Source organism: Streptomyces atratus, assembly GCF_900119365.1.
GTDB classification, from domain to species: Bacteria; Actinomycetota; Actinomycetes; order Streptomycetales; family Streptomycetaceae; genus Streptomyces; species Streptomyces atratus_B.
In genome coordinates, this window is record NZ_FPJO01000004.1 from 1 (window position 1) to 18,577 (window position 18,577).

Genomic DNA, 18,577 nt, shown 5'->3' on the forward strand with positions numbered 1-18,577 from the left:
CGGGGTGGACGGCGATGGTGAACCTTCCCCTTGATCGTGGACACCTGGAGACTGGGACGTGAGAGCCCAGAGGAAGCAGTGCCAGGTGGGAAGCAAGTACACGAAGCGGTACTCGGAGGAGTACAAGCGGGACGCGATCGAACTCGTGCGGTCGTCGGGACGGACGGTGACCGAGGTTGCCCGGGAGCTCGGGGTCAGTTCGGAGTCACTGCGGGGCTGGGTGAAGAAGGCCCGCGCTGCCCAGGACACCGGATCGGGACCTGGTTCCGTGCGAGCGGGGCGGGCCGCCGGCGATCGGGACGAGGAGCTGAAGCGGCTGCGGAAGCTGACCGCCGAGCAGGCGAAGACGATCGAGATCCTGAGAAAAGCGACTGCCTTCGTGCGTCCTGAACGGAAAGGGGCTGCCGGTGTAGGTCGGTAGCAACTGGATGATGCTGTACAGATGGTGAGGGTTTTGGCCCCTCGTTGTGTCCTGAACGTCAAAGGCAACTTTGTGCAGGCAGAGCTGCTAATGCGGTGCTGTGTGAGAGATGAAGGCGTGGCCCTTCGAAGTCGCCCTGCGGGGGGAGGCTTCAAACCGCCTCATGCTGCGTTGGGTTGAAGACCGTCGTGGTGAGCGATGAGGAAAAGGCGTCGTGAGAGGCGTCAGGTGGGGATCAGAGAGACGAGCGCAAGCGAATCGTTGCTGAAGTGTCGTTACAAATCAAACCGACATCGAAACCGAAGTACCGAAGGATCTTCGGGATGAGCCTGGCGGGTGCCCGTTTATTGGCCAGGTGGTGTCCGGCATGCAGACGACGTGAATCTGATCTGCTGCTTTCACATGGAACAGGAGAAGGCGTGCCCCGACACGGTCTGCCCAGTCGGGTTGGACAAGAGGGAGCGTCCCAAGTGACTGAAACCACAAGGGACTGAGTACCGGCGCGGGGCGCGCTGGCGGACCGGTTCGTAGTAGTGACGAAGCCCTTGTAATGGGGGTGGAACGAAGGGGCCGGGCCATTCGTGACTGTGTGCATTTGATCAACCGGACGTTCTCCAGCAGTTCTTGCGCGGGAGGTCCGATAGGAGTCCGAGCACCAACCGCTTAACTCGCCGCCGGGGTTCCACGCGCGCGAAACGACCCGCGATCCGGTGCATCAGGCCCTCGAATGCGTCCTGCCATCGGGCCGGGTCTACGCTGTGACCTGCGGCCACCGCTTGATCGTTCGTTGTCTTCACAAACCACGAGGATCACCGGTGGCCGTAACCATCTCGTCCCCGGTTCGCATGGCGGGACCGCGCGAGCCGCTGCTGCCGGGAGGAGAGGCTGCGGCTCCGATACCGGCGGCGCTGTCAGCGCCATCTGAGCTTGGCCGGTCTGGAGCCGAATCTCCGGGGTGGTGGGCTTGAGTCAGTCTGTATCCTCATCTCAGTTTGGGGGGAGGCGTACGGGTTGAGCGGGAACTCTGACAGAAGCCGCAGATGGCGAAAGCCACACCTCTGGCTGTTGCTTTCGGTTGCATCGTGCGTCGGGGGGTTCGTCATCTGGTGCTGGGGAGTGTTCTCTGGCGGCCTGGACGCACAAGAGACCTGCGAGATTTTGCGCGGCCAGGTCTACGACGACGGCTACAGGGAAGAGCACTGGCGCGAGCCTTCCCGCGTTTTCCCTCTGCATAACAAGTGCAATGCCTCATACGACCTCGTTGCAGCTTGGATCAACCCCACGCTCGTCTGCCTTGCAGTCACGGCCGTAGGTTGTCTGATCGCGGCTGCTGTGCTGGCTGCCGCGCGTTTCAGGTTGCGAAAGCGGAACACAATGACCTGAGTTGTCGGTGGGTGATCAGGCAGCACTTCCTCAGCGAGAGGTGCGAGTAGGTCTCACAGCAGGGCCCTCAGTTGTCGTCCACTACCCCTCCTGGACCCGCTGGGTCACCCTCGCGATGCTCGCCCACGCCTTCCTCGCAGTGGTCCGCGCCGACGAACACGCCCGCCATCCTGCGCGGGCCGACATGGTTTCCGCTGTCCTGTAACGAGATCCAGCGCCTGTTCATCACTGTCGCCGTCCAGCCACTCCACGACACGGCCCACCGACTCCGATGGTCCGACTGGCTACGCCGCCATCAGAAGCGATCACGCACCAGCCATTACCGGCGACAAGCCGCATCCCAGACATGAAGATCACGATCTACAGCTGGAGTACTAATACTCCAGCCGGACTTCTTCATTAGCGCTGGTCAACGGCTTGGGCGTGGAGAGTGTAGCGGGCTGGGACGGGGGTGGGGCGGTCTTTGCGGGGTCGTCCCACGAACGTGTGGCCGCGTTGCTTGTAGTGGCAACGTTCCGGGCAGCCCGCTCGCATGAGTGATACACCAACGGACCTGTGGGAAAAGGGACTTGCTGAGCTGCTCTTGCGGATCGGGGGCCGTTTCGCCCGGGTGGAGTCCCGGCGCCGGATGCGGGACTACGTCCGTGGGCTCCTTGGTCCGGTGGGCCGCAAGAACGGCTGGCAGCTCGCCGAATACGCAGGCCACGCCACCCCCGACGGGCTGCAGCACCTCCTGTCCCGGAGCCGATGGGAGGCCGACGAGGTCCGCGACGACCTCCACGCCTACGTCGCCGAGCACCTCGGCGCGGACAACGGCGTGCTGATCATCGACGACACAGGCTTCGTGAAGAAGGGCACCACCTCCGCCGGTGTCCAGCGCCAGTATTCCGGCACCGCAGGCCGCACCGAGAATTGCCAGATCGGGGTCTTCGCTGCCTACGCCACCTTCCGCGGCCACACCCTGGTCGACCGCGAGCTCTACCTGCCCAAGTCCTGGACCGAGGACCGCGAACGCTGCCGGGCCGCCCGCGTCCCCGACGACCGGGTCTTCGCCACCAAGGGCGAACTGGCGCGGGCCATCATCCTGCGGGCCCTCGCCTCGCCCCTGCCCATCGGCTGGGTCACCGCGGACTCCGCCTACGGCCAGGACTCCCACTTCCGCCGCTTCCTCGAAGACCACCAGCTCTCCTACGTCGTGGCCGTCCCGAAGTCCCAGCAGGTCCACGGCCCGCGCATCGACCACCTCATCGGCCAGGCCCCGCCCGAAGCCTGGCAGCGGCTGTCAGCAGGAAGCGGCGCGAAGGGCGAGCGTTTCTACGACTGGGCCGCAGCCCGCCTGCCCGCCGTGTGGGAGTTCGACGGCGACGAACCCACCCGGCAACGCTGGATGCTGGCCCGCCGCAGCATCGCCAAGCCCGACGAGATCGCCTACTACCTTGCCAGCGCACCCCTGGAAGCCACCGTCGCCGACCTCGCACGCATCGCCGGCTGCCGCTGGAAGGTCGAGGAATGCTTCCAGAGCGCGAAGAACGAATGCGGCCTGGACCAGTACGAAGTCCGCCGTTACGTGGGTTGGTACCGGCACATCACACTTGCCATGCTCGCGCACGCTTTCCTCGCCGTGCTGGCCGGCCAGGAACGGGAAAAGGGGGAACCGAGCGGGACACACCCGACCTCGTGGACCTCACACCGGCCGAGATTCGACGTCTGCTGGCAGTTGGACCCCGCCGCCGTGCTCCGGACCGCGACCACGCGATGACGTGGTCCCACTGGCGTCGCCGCCACCAAGCACGCGCCCGCCAATGCCACTACAAGCAGCGCGGCCACACGTTCGTGGGACGGCCCGGCAATGACCGCTCCACCCCCGTTCCAGCCCGCTACACTCTCCACGCCCAAGCCGTTGACCAGCGCTAATGAAGAAGTCCGGCTGGAGTACTAAGGCGACCCCGAGTGTGTCCTTGTCGGCGACCGCGCGACCCAGATCCACGGCGTCGCAACCTTCCGTGTCGCCACACCGTAGGAAGGGGCAGGTCAGGGGCGTATGTGGTGGGACACCATAGTTCTCGGGCCGGGTGTGCGCGGAGCCACCATCCCGGGCGTGCCGAGATTGCGCCGAGGACCGCCGAAGAGGGGGCACGTCGATTCCGGGGATCGAGCCGGACGTGTGGACCTCTCCGGTCGCCTGGGACCACCTGGTGGACGAGACCGGGCAGTTCGTGGCCGGGGCGTGGCAGGCCACACCCCAAGTGGCGGCGGACCGCAGTGACCGGGTGGGTGCCGGCGCGAAATGGTCATCTCAGACGGGGTAAGCGTGGGTCTGTGTCGCCTTCACCGTGGCCCAGACCTCCGCGCCCGGGTGCAGGTCCAGCTCGGCGGCGGCGACCGTGGTGAGGTCGGCGGCGAGGGGGAGGTCGCCGGTGAGGGCGGCGCGGATCTGGTCGCCGTGGGTCTCCAGGCCGGCGACCTCGCAACGCCAGACGTTGCGGGCGCTGGAACCGGTGGGGCGGCCGCGGTGGAGGGTGATGGCGCTCGGGGGGAACGCCACGAAGACCGGTCCGGACAGTACCTCCGCGGTGGTGATGGCGGGGCCGGTTTCCAGGCGGACCGTGTGCCCGTCCGCGTGGCCTCGGTGGAGGTTGAGGCCGACGAGCTGCGCGATGTAGTCCGTACGGGGGTGGCGGGCGATGTCGGACGGGCTGCCCTCCTGGACGACTTCGCCGTGCTCGACGACGACCAGACGGTCGGCGAGGACCATCGCGTCGAGCGGGTCGTGCGTGACGAGTACGGCGACTGCCTCGAACTCGGCCAGGTGGCGCCGGAGTTGGGTACGTACCTCCAGGCGGGTCCGGGCGTCGAGTGCGGCGAGGGGTTCGTCGAGGAGGAGCAGCCGCGGGCGGGTGGCGAGGGCGCGGGCGAGCGCGACGCGCTGTGCCTGGCCGCCGGAGAGCCGCCGGGGCTTGGCGCCGGTGTGATCCGCGAGACCCAGGCGGTCGAGCCACTGGGCGGCCTGCGCCCGCGCCTCCGTCTTGCTCGCCCCCTGACAGCGCGGTCCGAACGCCACGTTGTCCAGGGCGGTCAGGTGGGGGAAGAGGAGGTAGTCCTGGAAGACGACGCCGACCGGGCGGGACTCCGGCGGCGTACGCTCCAGTGTCGCGCCGTCCAGCCGCAGGTGGCCGCCGGTGAGCGGGGTCAGGCCGGCCAGTGCGCGCAGGGCGGTGGTCTTGCCGGCGCCGTTCGGACCGAGCAGGGCGACCACCTCGCCGGGTGCGACGGTCAGCGCCACGTCGAGGTGGAAGGTGCCGCGGTCCACCACGAGCCGGGCGTCGAGCCCGTCGGGGCCGGTGCCGGCACCAAGGCCGTGGGTCTCGGTCATGCGGCGATCGTCCAACGGTCGTGGGTCCCGGTCATCCGGCGGTCATCCAACGGTCGCGCAGCCCGGCCAGTACCGCGATGGACACGGCAAGCAGCACCAGGCTGAGGGCGATCGCCGCCTCCGGGTCGCTCTGCAGGGCGAGGTAGACGGCGAGGGGCATGGTCTGCGTACGGCCGGGGAAGTTGCCGGCGAAGGTGATGGTCGCGCCGAACTCGCCGAGCGCGCGGGCCCACGCCAGCACCGCACCGGCCGCGATGCCCGGAGCGATCAGCGGGAGCGTGACCCGGCGGAACGCGGTGAAGCGGGACGCGCCCAGGGTGGTCGCCGCCTCCTCGTACCGCGGGTCGGCGGCCCGCAGAGTGCCCTCGACACTGATGACGAGGAACGGCATCGCCACGAAGGCCTCCGCGACCACGACCCCCGCCGTGGTGAACGGCAGGGTGACGCCGAACCAGGAGTCCAGCCACTTCCCGACGATGCCGTTGCGGCCGAGCGACGTCAGCAGCGCCACGCCGCCCACGACCGGCGGCAGGACCAGCGGGAGCGTGACGAGAGCGCGCACGAGGCCGCGACCGCGGAACTCGACCCGGGCCAGCAGCCAGGCCAGCGGCACCCCGATGACCAGGCTCACGGCGGTGGCGGCGGTGGCACAGATCAGGGACAGCCGGAGCGCCTGCCACACCTCGGCGCTGGTCAGCTGCTCGGGCATGCTGCGCCACGGGGCCCGTACGAGCAGGGCGACCAGCGGCACCACCAGGAAGGCCAGGCCGATCAGCGCGGGCACGAGCAGAGGCAGCGGTGCGCCGCGGCCGCCACCCGCCCGGACACGCCGACGCCGCGGCCCACCCCGGAGGGTGCCGGTCGCGGCGTCGGGCTTCGCGGTCGAGGTCACGGCTTCAGGAACCCGGCCCCGGTCAGGACCTTCTGACCCTCGGCGGACCGCACCAGCGCGATGAACGCCTTGGAAGCGTCCGCGTTGGGGGCGTCCTTGAGCAGGGCGATCGGGTAGTCGTTGACGGCATCGGCCGATTCGGGGAACTCCACGCCCTCCACCTTGTCACCGGCCGCCTTCACATCGGTCTTGTACACGACCGCTGCGTCGGCCTCCTTCAGCTCGACCTTGGTCAGGGCGCTCTTGACGTCCTGCTCGTACGAGACCGGGGTGAGCTCGAGACCGCTGGCGTCCAGGGCCTTCTGGGCAGCGGTGCCGCACGGCACCTCCTTGTCGCAGAGCACGACCTTCAGGCCCGATCCGGTGAGGTCCTTGAGGGAGGAGATCTTGTCGGGGTTGCCCGGCAGCGTGACGATCTCCAACTGGTTGCGAACGAAGGTGGCGGGCGTGCCGGAGGCGTCGCCCGCATCGGTGACGATCTTCATCGTCTTGGGGCTGGCCGCGGCGAACACATCGGCCGGTGCGCCGCCGGTGATGCTCGCGGCGAGGGAGTCGCTGCCGCCGAAGCTGAAGGTCACCTCCGTACCCGGGTGTTGCTTCTCGAACTCCTTGCCCAGAGCCGTGAAGCTCTCCTTCAGCGAGGCCGCGGCGAACACGGTCACCGTGCCGGACAGCTTGTCCGACGAGGAGGACGGGGCGGAGGAGTCCGACTTCACCGACGAGGAGTCGTCGGAGGAGGAGCAGGCGCCCAGGGCCAGCAGCGCGGCGGTGCCTGCACCGGCCACCTGCAAGGTCCGGCGGGTCCGGCGCGCGGTACGGGTTGTCACGGGTCCACTCCCTCTGGTCCTGACGGACACATCACATCTACGGTCTGGCGACGACCACGTTGGTCGACTTGACCACGGCAACCGCCGGAACACCGGGCTCCAGCTTCAGTTCCTCAGCCGACTCGCGGCTGACCATCGCCACCACCCGGAACGGCCCGGCCCGGATCTCGACCTGCGCCGACACATCTCCGAGGATCACGTCGGTGACGATGCCGGAGAGGCGGTTGCGGGCCGAGGATCCGGTGGATTCCCGCTCCGTGCGGTGCACCTGCCGGGCGTAGGCCGCGAGGGCCGGCCCGGGGATGATCCGGCGGCCGGCCCCCGTCGCGTACGGCGGTGATTTTCCCGCCGTCGACCAGACGCCTCACGGTGTCGGCGCTGACGCCGAGCAAGGCGGCCGCGTCCCCGATCCGGTAGGTGTGCATGCGCTGATGATACTGCCGCAGATGCGAGGAGAAAGTCATCTGTTGCTTCGCATGAGCCGGACCATTGATCTTCATGGGTTGCATGTGCGTTTGTACAGGATGGATATCCGGGTATGGGCTTCGGGGAGGTGGTAGCCCGTGAGCCGGTCCCCCGAAGCGGCGGACGAGGTGGCGGAACTCGCCCTCGCCGGCGATCTGTCCCGTCCGCTCCGTCTGACCGTGCCCGACCTGCTCGCCTGGCCGCAGCACGAGGCCGACGTCAGCTTCGAGTGCGCCACCAGCGGCATCCAGCACCACCGCTTCACCGGGCCGCTCCTGCACGACGTCCTTGCGGCAGCCGGTCCCGTCTTCGATCCCACCCGCCGCAAGGACCGTCTGCGATTCCTGATCGCGGTGTCCGGCGCGGACGGCCACCACGCCCTGCTGTCCTGGGCGGAGATCGACCCCGACTTCGGCCGCGCGCCCGTACTGCTCGCCGCCACCGTCGACGGCACGCCGCTCGACCGCGCCGGCGCCCAGCTCGTCCTGCCCCAGGACCGTTGCGGGGCCCGGCACATCAGCGGCATCAACGCGATTCGCGTGGACGGCCGCTACGCCTCCTGGGCGTGACGACCCCGGCCGCGCCCGCCGGCTCCCGCCCCGCGTCGTCCCATCCGTAGGTCCGGGCCCTGCCACACCGGAATCCCGTTGCCGGAGGCGATGGGGATGGTTACGGTCGGCCTCATGGCGGATGACGAATCCACGCGCGCTGCCCGGCTGTTGGACGCCCAGGCGAAGGCCGCACGACTCTTCGCGGAGATCGAGGAGCGCGGGCTGGTCGCACCGGGCGAGGGAGAACGCGACGTCAGCGACCGGATCCGGGACCTGGCGAACGAACTGTTCGGCACGACCCGGCACTGGCACAAGCGCATCGTGCGCTCCGGGCCGAACACACTGATGCCGTACCGGGAGAATCCACCGGACCGGGTGATCGGGGCGGACGACATCGTGTTCGCCGACTTCGGGCCGATCTTCGAGGAGTACGAGGCCGACTTCGGGCGGACCTTCGTCCTCGGCGACGACCGCGTCAAGCACCGGCTGCACCAGGACCTGCCGAAGGTCTTCGCGGCGGGCCGCCGCTTCTTCGAGGCCGACCCGGAGATCACGGGCGCGCGGCTGTACGCCGAGGTCGAGCGGCTGGCGGTGCTGGCCGGCTGGGAGCTGGGCGGCTGGCATGCCGGCCACCTGGTCGGGGAGTTTCCGCACGAGTGGATCGACGGCGCGGACACGGAGTCGTACGTCGCGCCCGCCAACGACACCCCGATGCGCCGCACCGACAAGGCCGGACGTCGCTGCCACTGGATCCTGGAGATCCATCTCGTCGACCGGGAGCGGGAGTTCGGCGGCTTCTACGAGGAACTGCTCACGCTCTGACCCGACGGCGCCGGCCCGCGCAGCGGTCAGACGCGGTCGATGTGCACATTCGTCGACTTGACCCGGGCCGTGGCCTCCATCCCGACCTCCAGCCCCAGTTCCTCCACGGCCTCCCGCGTCAGCAGCGAAACCAGCCGGTGCGGGCCGGCCTGGATCTCCACCTGGGCGGCGACGTCGCCGAGCTTCACCGCGGTGACGATCCCGGGGAAGGCATTGCGGACAGAGGTGTACGAGGTGTCCTCCTCGCCGCCACCGCCCTTGGCCAGCTCCACGGAGAACTCGGCGAGATCCCCGCCCTCGATGAGCCGCCGCCCGCCCTCGTCCCGATGGGTGGCCACCCGGCCGGCGTCGGCCCAGCGACGTGCGGTGTCGGGGCTCACACCGAGGAGCCGGGCGGCCTGGCCGATTGTGTAGAACTGCATACCAGCCAAGATAGGCCCCTCCACGGATGTCCGGGCCCACCGCACCACCGGCACCGTCGGCACCACGGGCATCACCGCACCGCCGTCGGTCGACCGGATAGAATCCGATGATGTTCACACTTCGCGCCCGCACACTGGTTTTTGACATCGACGGCACGCTCTGCTTCGACGGACGAACGATCGATGACCGGATTCTTGCCGCGATCGGCGAGTGCGAGCGCGTCGGCCATCATGTGGTCTTCGCCTCCGCCCGGCCTGTCCGCGACCTGCTGCCCGTCCTCGACGGAGCCTTCCCGGCCGCCACACTGATCGGCGGGAACGGGAGTCTCGTCTCGGCCGACGGCCGGGTTCGGGCCCGGGCCGCGTTCGATCCTGCCGGACTCGGCGCACTCATGGAGACGGTCGGCCAGTACGAAGCGACCTATCTCGCCGACGGACTCTGGGACTACGCGTACACCGGACCTGCGGACCATCCGATCCGGGGCCGCGTCGACCAGGGGAACCTGGCGAAAATGGTGGACATCGCCGAGCTTCCCGAGGTTGTGAAGTTCCTTGTCGTCGGTGCGTCGGACATGGCGGCACTCGCCGACGCCGGCCGTCGGCTGGGGCTGACGGTCAACCATCACCTCGACGAGGCGATCGTCGACTTCGCGCCGGGCTCTACGACGAAGTGGGAAGCCCTGAGCTCGACGGGGATCGGCGAGTACGTCGCGTTCGGGAACGACATCAACGACTTCGATCTCCTGCGGAACGCGGAGCGGGCGGTGCGCGTCGGCTCGCACCCGGGTCTCGACGACGTCGCGCAGGTCACGGTCGCCGCCGACCCGGAGGCAGTCGCGGCCGAGATCTCACTGCTGGCCGAGGCGGCCCGGGCCGTCGTCCGGGCGGTGTGAGGCACGACCGCCGGTCGCCGAGCCGAGCAGATGGCCGTCGAGAGCACGGGCGTCAGCCGGGTCCCGGCGCCGTGCTGTCCCGTACCACGAGTCGCGTCGGCACCAGCGTCGTTCCCCGCTCGGCCTCGCCCTGCCGCACCTGGCGCAGGGCGCTCTCCACGCAGCGGCGGCCGACTTCGGCGAGGTCCTGGTGGACCGTGGTCAGCGGCGGAAGGAACGAGCCCGACTCCGGGATGCCGTCGAAGCCGACGACCGAGACGTTCTCGGGGACCCTGCGGCCGCGCTCGTGGAGGGCGTGCTGCAGTCCGAGCGCCATTTGGTCGTTGGCGGCGAACACCGCGGTGCAGCCGGGCTGTTCGGCCAGGCGGAGGCCGACCCGGTATCGCCCGCTCGTGACTGTGCGAGGTCTGCGAGGAGCGCGTCGAGTGCCTTGGTCAGGGCCTCGGAGTTGGCCGTGCCGAACCACGTGGTGCGGATGCGCTCGTTGAGTCCGTTCGGCGTCTCGTGGTGGCCCACGAGCTGCCCCAGGGACTGCTTGTCGTCGCCCAACGAGCGCCCGACGCCCTGGAAGAGGCTGCGGACGTAGCGGTCCGCGGCCTCGGCGGGCACGCCTTGCCGGGCGGCCCACGCGGTGAGCGTGGCCAGATACCCGTAATGGGTGGTCAGTGTGGCCGTCAGGGCGGAGAGGACATTGAAGGCGGATTCGTCCGCGAGGGGCAGCGCCCCGCCGAGGCCGTCGTCCGCGACCGGGTGGGAGGGGCACGTCACGGTGACGGACCGGAGCTCGCGCACGGTGGGCAGCGGAATCGCGCGCACGACGGGGGCGCCGGTGCCGAGCGTCTCGCGCAGCTCGCCGATGCCGACGCCGGTCATCAGGCTGATCACGACACCGTCGTCGCCGACCCGGAGCCCGGCGAGGGCCTCGGCGCGGTCCTGGGGGCGGACGGCGAGGACGACCACCTCGGAGCGGTTCGCCACGTCCTGGTTGTCGGCGCAGACCCGGACGTTCGGATACCGCTGGGACAGTTCGGCGGCCGTACGGGCTCCTCGCGGCGAGAGGTGGTCCGCGGCGGATTGTCGACGCCGTCGCACAGACCGTCCACGATGGCCCGGCCGATCTCGCCCACGCCTATGATCCCGATGCGGTCCGTGGTTTCTCCCTGTCGTCGCGTTCGTCGGACATACCGGCGCTGTCCGTGACCGCTCACCGGGTTCCGCCCCGGGCCGCCCGGTCCTGGACGCGGCCGAGCACGGTGCCGAGGATCCGGTCGAACTCCGCCACGGACCCGTAGCCGGCCTGGAGGGGCGCGAGGGCGGCCATGGTCGGATACGTGTCGGCGTCGATCGCGGGGGTGCCGGTGTCCTCGCCGCTCTCGCCGCTGAGGACCGCCAGGAGGTATCCGTTGAGGAAGCCGAACAGCGTCATCGGCGCGTCCGCGACCACCTGTTCGGGCAGGCCGGCCTCACGCATCGCGGTGACCAGCCGCTCCAGCGCGATGAGGGCCACCGGCGAGGTCTGGGCGCGCGTCGCCAGCAGCGGGAACACCCGGGGGTGCCGGTAGGCCATCTCCCGGTAGCCGTGCGCCGTTCGGCGGGCGATCTCCTCCCAGTCGCGCGACGTGTCGTCCGTCGCGGCGGCCACTTCGGCGAGCACGGCCTCGGAGACCGCGTCCAGCAGCGCCGCCTTGCCCTTGATGTGGTGGTAGATCGACATCGGGTCGACCCCGAGCTCGTCCGCGAGGCGCCGTACCCCGAAGCGCTCCAGGCCGTCGCGGTCGACGAGCGCGACGGCGGCGTCGGCGATGCGCTCGCGGCTGAGCCCCGCCGCGGTGCCCTGTGCTCGTCTGGCCACGTCTGCTCCCTGTACCCCGTATGTCCCCGTCCTTTGCTGAACCTACACCGTAGATTACGTGGTGTGGGAAGAACTCCGCGGTGCGGGGATCGAGAAGGGGACCGTCACGGCACACCGGTCCGACCGGGGCCGGGGCGCTCACGGGCGCCCCGGCCGTCGGACGTCCGCCGTCAGGACACGGGCAGCTCCGCTCGTACCGTGCGGGCCGCGGAGACCAGGTTCTCCGGGGAAGCCCTGGTCTCGGGCCAGCCACGGGTCTTCAGACCGCAGTCGGGGTCGACCCACAGCCGTTCGGCGGGAATCGCCTTCAGGCCCTTGCGGAGCAGGGCGGCAGCCTCGTCCGCACCGGGCACGCGCGGGCAGCCCTCCAGGTCGTTGACTTCGTCGCGCAGGGCGAGGGCGACCTGCCGGGCGGTGTCGCCGAGCGGTTGGTCGTCGCGGACGTAGGACCAGGCCGGCATGGTGACGACCTCGCCGATCTCGGCCCTGATCCGCTCCTCGTATCCGGCCGTGTCGATCCGGCCCGCGCGCAGACCGGCGCGGGCCGCGCGCAGCTCGTCGGTCTGCGGGAAGGGCCCGATGGCGGTCGTGGGCAGCAACGGCAGCTTGAGGTGGGCGCGTTGGGTGGCGGCGCGCTCCGTGTCGACTGGTCGGTGCGGGCGTACCGGCGCAAAGGAACGCTTCACCTACTTCAGCGCGGTCGCCACCACCGCGACGACCGCGCTGATGACGGTCAGGGCCGTCGCGAACGCCTTGCCCGACCTCGCGACGGCCTCGGGCGCCGGAGCGCCGCCCCAGCGGGCGACGGCGAACGCGATCCCCGCCACGAGGCACGCGGAGATCACGGCCAGCGCGACTGCCATGAGCAGCATCGCCGTATGGGTGGGGCTCACAACAACTCCTCCTTCGAGGCCTTCGAGCTCATCTGCTGTGTGCGGCGCGCACTCACGCGCGGCACGAAACAACCATCCACCTGCACGCGGGGCGGTAGTGCGGGTTGGATGTTGTCCACGCGACAACATGGGGTTGTCCGTGGAACAACTTGCCCTGAGAGAGATGACGTGGGGACTTTGAAGCGGCCCGGCCGGCCTTGGGCGCCCGCACGTGGGACATGCACGGAGATCAACGATCTCGTTCACGCCCTGCGGACCTGGCTCGACACCTCCAACGTGTCGGTGACCCAGCTGCACACACGACTGACCGCCGAGCACTTCCGTTCCGGTGCGGTGCCCGATCTGCGCAAGCTGCGTGAGCAACTCTCCGGGGTCGCCCTGACATGGGACCTCGTCGAAGCCGTCGCCGATGTCTGCTTCCCCGACGAGACCGGACCGCGGACCGCCGAGCGGCTCAAGAAGCTGCAACCGCTGTGGAGCGCCGCTCGCACCGCTCCCACGCCCGTCACCACCGACGGAAAGCCGGCCGTCCCGGCGCACGAGCTCGTCGAGGCCCAACAGCGCACGATCGCCGCGCTGGAGGATCTCAACCGTGTCCGGCAGGCTTTCGAGGTCAGTGAGCAGGCCAGGCAGCAGGCTCTCCAGGTGGCCACCGTGCTCTTCGCGCTGCTCGGCCAGACGCAGGCGCAAGTCGCCCAGCTCACCCGGCGGTTGGATGCATTGCGCGGTGCGGACGAGTCATTCCTCGTCGATGTGGAGTTGGCCGAACACCGCCTCGAACGCGCCGTACGGCAGTCGGAGGACCTTCGCTCGCAGCTCGGCCGGGCCGAGGCCGAACGGGACACGGCGCAGCGCGTGGCCGATCACGCCGCCCGCCGTATCAAGGTGCTGGAGGACGAACTCCGTGAACTCAGGAGCGGCTCGGCACCCGGCGGTCAGCTCCGGTCAGGAACCGCCCTGCGGATTCCCGGCCCGCTGACCGGCACCGCCGACGACGCCGCGCTCGACCAGGTGGACGACACGCTGCGCAAAGCCCGTGACGTGCTCGACCGGGAACACGAGGCCGTGCAGGAAGCGGCCGAGGACATGGGATGGAGCGAAACCCGGAACGCCGAGAAGGAGCACACCGGCGTCGTCATTCCCGGGCAGGCTGTCCGCAGCGCAACCCGTCACGACGCCCGGTCCGCGCACAGCGGCAACGGATTGTTCCGCACAACCCCGGACAACCCTGCGACCAGCACGGACGGGCCGGGCAGCGAGGTCGCACTGCGGCGGGCGGACGACTCGATGCGGTTCGTGGGAGCCGCGACCCGGCGGATTGCCCGCGGCATGGATCTTGACGAGATCGTGCTCGGGCTGTGCCGGGCGACCGTTCCGTCGTTCTCCGACGAGACCCTCGTCTTTCTGCGCGACCCGCTCCCCGTGGGTGACGAGCGACCGGCCTCTCCGTTCGTGCTGCGGCTGCGCCGTACCGACCGGCTGCGCCCGGCGGACGAGCACGACGGACTCTTCGCACCGGATGCCGATCGTGCCGTGCTGCGCCCGGTTCCTCGGGGCAGCGCGCTCGCCGAGGTGTTACGCGGGGTGCGCCCGGTCCTCGGCGGCTCGGCCGCCGGCCGGGACGCACTGCCGTGGCTGCTCGGCCCCGACCACTCGCTGCCCGACGATGACCGGGCGATTCTCGCCCCGCTGCGCGGCCGTCGTTGGGTCATCGGGGTCGCGGTCTTCCTGCGCTGGGACGAGCGGCCGGGTTTCGACCAGAACGACCTGCTGGTCGCGGCCCAGCTGGTCACGCACACGGCGCTCTCCCTGGACAAGGCCGTACTGTACGGGCGCGAGGCGTACATCGCGGGTGAGTTGCAACGAGCGATGCTGCCGCGCTCCCTTCCGCAGCCGCCCGGCGTGAAGCTCGCCGCCCGCTACCTGCCGGCCGCTGAGACGGCCCGGATCGGCGGCGACTGGTACGACGCGATCCCGCTGCCCGGGAGCAGGGTCGCCCTGGTCGTCGGCGACGTCATGGGCCACTCCATGACCTCCGCGGCGATCATGGGACAGCTGCACACCACCGCGCAGACCCTCGCCGGGCTCGACCTGCCGCCGCAGGAGGTACTGCGACGGCTCGACGAGCAGGCACGGCGTCTGGGCGACGACCGGATGGCGACCTGTCAGTGCGCGGTGTACGACCCGGTCGCGCGCACGATCACCATCGCCAACGCCGGCCACCCGCCGCCCGTACTGCTGCATCCGGGCGGCCGGACGGAGGTGCTGAGGGTGCCGCCGGGCGCCCCGATCGGGGTGGGCGGTGTCGAGTTCGAGGCTGTGGAGTTGGCCGCACCCACGGGCGCGACGCTGGTTCTCTACACGGACGGGCTGGTCGAGTCGCGGTCGCGGGATGTGTGGACGGGCATCGAGCAGCTCAGGGAACGGGCGGCCGCCACGGCGCGACTGACCGGGCCGGACCGCGGGCCCTCTCTGGAGGCGCTCTGCGACGATGTGCTGGACGTGCTCGGCCCGGGGGACCGGGACGACGACATCGTGATTCTCGCGACGCGGTTCGAGGGTATCGCGCCGAGCGACGTGGCCCACTGGTTCCTGGAGCCGACGTACGAGGCCCCGGGGCGGGCCCGGAGGCTCGTACGGCGGACGCTCGCCGGCTGGAGCCTGGAAGAACTCGCGGACGTGGCCGAGCTCCTGGTGAGCGAGATCGTGACGAACGCCGTGCGGTACGCGGAACGGCCCATGAGCCTGAGGTTGTTGCGGACCGGTGTGCTGCGCTGCGAGGTCGGCGACGACTCGACGCGGCTGCCCCGGCGGCACAGGGTACGGCCCATGGACGAAACCGGCCGCGGGCTGCACGTCGTCAACGCACTGGCGCAGCGGTGGGGCGCGGCCGATGTCTCCGGAGGCAAGGTGGTCTGGTTCGAACTGGACCTGCCCCGGGGCGCGGGCGCCCGCGGGACCGCCCCCGCCGCTGGGGACGTCCCGGGCTGACCCACGCCCCGGAGCGCGCTTCAGGACTTGGGTGAGAAGCGCAGTCGCGTGGCCGCCAGCGCGCCGAGGGCCAGCAGGACGACGGAGACCCACAGGCCGGACAGGTGATTGCCGGTGGCGTCCTCGGCGTAGCCCATGATGTACGGGCCGACGAAGCCGCCGGTGATGCCGATGGTGTTGAGCAGTGCCAGGCCACCGGCGAGGGTCTTGCCCGAGAGCCGGGTGGCGGGGAAGTTGAACAGCAGGGGCTGGACGACGAAGAACGCCAGGCCGGTGAAGCAGAAGCCGAGCAGAGCGATCACGGGACCCGCGACGGCGGCGACGATGAGGCCGGTGAACATCATCAGCAGGCCGACCACCACGAAGTTGCGGGAGCGCCGGGGCGTGGTCGCGCGCGGTGGCACCAGTACGGCACCGACGGCCGCGGTGAGCCAGGGCAGTCCGGTGAGCAGGCCGATGGTGAACGGCGAGAGATCGCCCCAGCCGCCGATGATGCCGGGCAGGAAGTAGACGACGGAGTACAGGGCGACCTGGTGGGTCCAGTTGGCGAAGATGGCCAGCAGCATCTGCTTGTCGCGCAGCACCGTCAGCAGGGAGCCGGACCCGGAGCCGTTGCCCGCCGCCTCGGAGCCCTCGGTCTGTTCGCGGGTGACCGCGTCCTGGACCAACCGGGCCTCCTCCGCCGTCAGCCAGGGCGCCTTGGCCGGGCCGTCGGGCAGGAAGCGGTAGATGACGAACGCCAGGAAGAGACAGGGGACCCCCTCGATGACGAACATCCACTGCCAGCCGTGCCAGCCGCCGAGCCCGTCCATCTCCATGAGCAGCCCGCCGAGCGGGTTTCCGACGACGCTGGCGATGGAGGCGCCGAGCAGGAGCAGGCCGATGGCCCTGCCGCGGGTCTCGGAGCGGAACCAGTACGTGAAGTAGAGCAGGATGCCCGGCAGCAGCCCGGCCTCGGCGGCACCGAGCAGCAGCCGCATGGCGTAGAAGGACTTCTCACCCTGGACGAAGGCCATGCAGGCGGAGATGACGCCCCAGGTCAGCATGATCCGGGTGATCCACCAGCGCGCGCCCACACGGTACATGATCAGGTTGCTGGGCACCTCGGAGATCGCGTAGGTGAGGAAGAACAGCCCCGCGCCCAGCCCGTAGGCCGCGGCGGAGATGCCGAGGTCGACCTCCAGCCGTTCCTTGGCCAGGCCGATGTTGGTCCGGTCCAGGAACGACATGATGTAGGCGGCCAGCAGCAGCGGCATCAGCCGCCGCAGATTGCGCTGGTCCAGCTCGCCGAGCGCATCGCGCGGGGTTTCGTTCGTTGTGGCCGCACCGGGCGTGCGGGAAGCGCGGATCAAAGACATCGGTGTCCTTTTGGAGTGCTCTGGCAGCCGCCGGACGCGGACTGCGGCCCAGGGGTGGGCGGCGGCGGGCGGACCGCGACGTTGACGCCGCGGGCCGCCCGGCCCGCCGGGGTGGGGTCAGACGACGAGCCGGACCGGGTTCTCCACGGCCTCGGTGAAGGCCGCGAGCCAGCGCGCCGCCACGGCGCCGTCCACCGGACGGTGGTCCACGGACAGGACCACGCCGAGTACCTTGGCCGCGGTGACCGCACCGTCGCGGACCACCGCCTCGTCGCGTGCGGCGCCGATGGCCAGGATCGCGGCCTGCGGCGGGTTGATGATGGCGGCGAACTCCTCGACCCCGTACATGCCGAGGTTCGAGACGGTGATCGAACCGCCTTCGAGGTCGGCTGGGTGCAGCGCCCCGGAGCGCGCCTGCTCCGCGCAAGCGCGGGTCCGCGTGGCGATCGCCGACACCGAAAGGTTCTCGATCCCGCGCAGTACCGGGGTCACCAGGCCGGTGTCGGTGGCGATGGCGACCGAGACGTCGACGGTACGGAACCGGCGTACGGACTCCGGCTGCCACACCGCGTTCATCTCCGGCACCTGGGTGTGTGCCGTGGCGACGGCCTTGATCAGCAGGTCGTTGACCGAGATCCTGACCGGGCTGACGGCGTTGATCCGCTGCCGCAGGGCGAGCAGCTCGTCCACGGCGCAGGTCGCCCGCAGATAGAAGTGCGGGGTGTGCTGCTTGCTCTCCGTCAGGCGCCTGGCGATGGCCCGGCGCATGCGGGTGTGCGGGATGTCCTCGTGGTCGCCGGTGCCGGCGGGGGCCGCCGGGGGAGCCGGAGCCGGAGACACGGACGGGGCCGGGGCGGGGGTCGGGTCCTTCGCCGGTGTGTGCAGGGTCGCGACCGCGGCATCGACGTCACGCCTGACGATGCGGCCGCCGGGCCCGGTGCCGGTGAGGGCCTCGATGTCGAGGCCCGCCTCCCGGGCCAGCCTGCGGGCCAGCGGACTGCTGAACACGCGCCCGCCGCGACCCGGCCCACCGGAAGCCGGGGCGGCCGCAGGCGGTGCCACCGGCTCCTCCGGTACGTCCCGGCGCACCGCCTGCGGGGCCGCGCCGGGCGCGCTGACGCCGAGCCCGGCCAGCAGCGCGTCGAGGTCACCTGGCTGCTCGCCGACGGCGCCGAGCACCGCGATCGGGTCGCCGACCTCGATCTCGACGCCGGCCTCGTACAACGCCTTGAGCAGGACGCCGTCCTGCTCGGCGGCGACGTCCACCTCCGCCTTGTCGGTCTCGATGGAGACCAGTGCGTCGTCCTTGGTGAACGACGCCCCCTCCGCCACCTGCCAGGCGGACAGCACGGCCGTCGCCGCGTCGGCGGCCACGGCGGGCATTCGGAACAGTTCTGCCATGATCAACCCTCCTGGGTGTTCTCTCGTACGGGG

The 18,577-nt window shown here is 70.3% G+C and carries 14 protein-coding genes and 6 pseudogenes; 7 read left to right on the forward strand and 13 right to left on the reverse strand.

The window, feature by feature from the left end:
- The first annotated feature begins 85 nt into the window (after positions 1-85).
- The gene (locus BT364_RS41390; protein WP_177328069.1) at positions 86-421 is read left to right on the forward strand and encodes a transposase; all 336 of its coding nucleotides are present in this window, start codon (positions 86-88) and stop codon (positions 419-421) included.
- 614 nt (positions 422-1,035) lie between these two features.
- Here BT364_RS41390 and BT364_RS44560 read toward each other — a convergent pair.
- Positions 1,036-1,194 (reverse strand): annotated as a pseudogene (locus BT364_RS44560) (IS701 family transposase); the annotation flags it as partial.
- A 629-nt stretch (positions 1,195-1,823) separates the two neighbouring features.
- Between BT364_RS44560 and BT364_RS42640 the strand changes: the two are divergent.
- Both BT364_RS42640 and BT364_RS08935 read left to right on the forward strand, forming a co-directional pair.
- A pseudogene (locus BT364_RS42640) lies at positions 1,824-2,154 on the forward strand (hypothetical protein); the annotation flags it as partial.
- A gap of 182 nt (positions 2,155-2,336) precedes the next feature.
- Entirely contained in the window at positions 2,337-3,563 is a 1,227-nt protein-coding gene (locus BT364_RS08935) for an IS701 family transposase (RefSeq protein ID WP_072484598.1), read from the forward strand.
- Between the two features lie 537 nt (positions 3,564-4,100).
- Here BT364_RS08935 and BT364_RS08940 read toward each other — a convergent pair.
- The 4 genes and pseudogenes from BT364_RS08940 to BT364_RS08955 all read right to left on the reverse strand — a co-directional run bounded on the left by BT364_RS08940 (position 4,101) and on the right by BT364_RS08955 (position 7,321).
- Positions 4,101-5,177 (reverse strand): ABC transporter ATP-binding protein, encoded by a 1,077-nt coding sequence (locus tag BT364_RS08940; protein ID WP_072484599.1) that lies wholly within the window; start codon positions 5,175-5,177, stop codon positions 4,101-4,103.
- Between the two features lie 31 nt (positions 5,178-5,208).
- The gene (modB, locus tag BT364_RS08945) at positions 5,209-6,069 is read right to left on the reverse strand and encodes a molybdate ABC transporter permease subunit (RefSeq protein WP_072484600.1); all 861 of its coding nucleotides are present in this window, start codon (positions 6,067-6,069) and stop codon (positions 5,209-5,211) included.
- Positions 6,066-6,896: a molybdate ABC transporter substrate-binding protein gene (gene modA, locus BT364_RS08950; RefSeq protein ID WP_072484601.1), complete on the reverse strand. Its 831-nt coding sequence runs from the start codon at positions 6,894-6,896 to the stop codon at positions 6,066-6,068. The genes modB and modA overlap by 4 nt, the downstream gene beginning before the upstream one ends.
- Before the next feature lie 37 nt (positions 6,897-6,933).
- Positions 6,934-7,321: pseudogene (locus BT364_RS08955) on the reverse strand (TOBE domain-containing protein).
- 138 nt (positions 7,322-7,459) lie between these two features.
- Here BT364_RS08955 and BT364_RS08960 point away from each other — a divergent pair.
- On the forward strand, positions 7,460-7,930 hold the full coding sequence (locus BT364_RS08960) for a molybdopterin-dependent oxidoreductase (protein WP_072484602.1): 471 nt from the start codon (positions 7,460-7,462) through the stop codon (positions 7,928-7,930).
- 114 nt (positions 7,931-8,044) lie between these two features.
- A complete protein-coding gene (locus BT364_RS08965; protein ID WP_072484896.1) occupies positions 8,045-8,734 on the forward strand; it encodes a M24 family metallopeptidase in 690 nt (229 codons plus the stop codon).
- A gap of 26 nt (positions 8,735-8,760) precedes the next feature.
- On the opposite strand, the gene BT364_RS08970 is transcribed toward BT364_RS08965, so the two are convergent.
- Positions 8,761-9,156: a TOBE domain-containing protein gene (locus BT364_RS08970; protein ID WP_072484603.1), complete on the reverse strand. Its 396-nt coding sequence runs from the start codon at positions 9,154-9,156 to the stop codon at positions 8,761-8,763.
- Between the two features lie 110 nt (positions 9,157-9,266).
- Between BT364_RS08970 and BT364_RS08975 the strand changes: the two genes are divergently transcribed.
- Positions 9,267-10,049, forward strand: a complete 783-nt coding sequence (locus BT364_RS08975) for an HAD hydrolase family protein (RefSeq protein WP_107408200.1) — start codon at positions 9,267-9,269, stop codon at positions 10,047-10,049.
- Between the two features lie 52 nt (positions 10,050-10,101).
- Here the strand turns inward: BT364_RS08975 and BT364_RS08980 are convergent.
- From BT364_RS08980 to BT364_RS09000, 5 genes and pseudogenes are all read right to left on the reverse strand, one after another.
- A pseudogene (locus tag BT364_RS08980) lies at positions 10,102-10,431 on the reverse strand (substrate-binding domain-containing protein); the annotation flags it as partial.
- Positions 10,432-10,976: 545 nt separating this feature from the next.
- Positions 10,977-11,141, reverse strand: a pseudogene (locus BT364_RS42645) (NAD(P)-binding domain-containing protein); the annotation flags it as partial.
- Between the two features lie 112 nt (positions 11,142-11,253).
- Complete coding sequence (locus BT364_RS08990; RefSeq protein WP_072484606.1) at positions 11,254-11,901, reverse strand: TetR/AcrR family transcriptional regulator; 648 nt, start codon at positions 11,899-11,901, stop codon at positions 11,254-11,256.
- 170 nt (positions 11,902-12,071) lie between these two features.
- Positions 12,072-12,539 (reverse strand): annotated as a pseudogene (locus BT364_RS08995) (hypothetical protein); the annotation flags it as partial.
- Positions 12,540-12,587: 48 nt separating this feature from the next.
- Entirely contained in the window at positions 12,588-12,794 is a 207-nt protein-coding gene (locus BT364_RS09000) for a hypothetical protein (RefSeq protein WP_143166465.1), read from the reverse strand.
- A gap of 1,086 nt (positions 12,795-13,880) precedes the next feature.
- Between BT364_RS09000 and BT364_RS09005 the strand changes: the two genes are divergently transcribed.
- A complete protein-coding gene (locus BT364_RS09005; RefSeq protein WP_079179395.1) occupies positions 13,881-15,785 on the forward strand; it encodes an ATP-binding SpoIIE family protein phosphatase in 1,905 nt (634 codons plus the stop codon).
- Between the two features lie 20 nt (positions 15,786-15,805).
- Here BT364_RS09005 and BT364_RS09010 read toward each other — a convergent pair whose 3' ends face one another.
- Complete coding sequence (locus tag BT364_RS09010; RefSeq protein ID WP_072484609.1) at positions 15,806-17,143, reverse strand: MFS transporter; 1,338 nt, start codon at positions 17,141-17,143, stop codon at positions 15,806-15,808.
- A gap of 117 nt (positions 17,144-17,260) precedes the next feature.
- Positions 17,261-18,544 carry a 2-oxo acid dehydrogenase subunit E2 gene (locus BT364_RS09015; protein WP_072484610.1) on the reverse strand — a complete coding sequence of 428 codons (1,284 nt, stop codon included), beginning with the start codon at positions 18,542-18,544 and terminating at the stop codon, positions 17,261-17,263.
- Positions 18,545-18,577 lie beyond the last annotated feature (33 nt).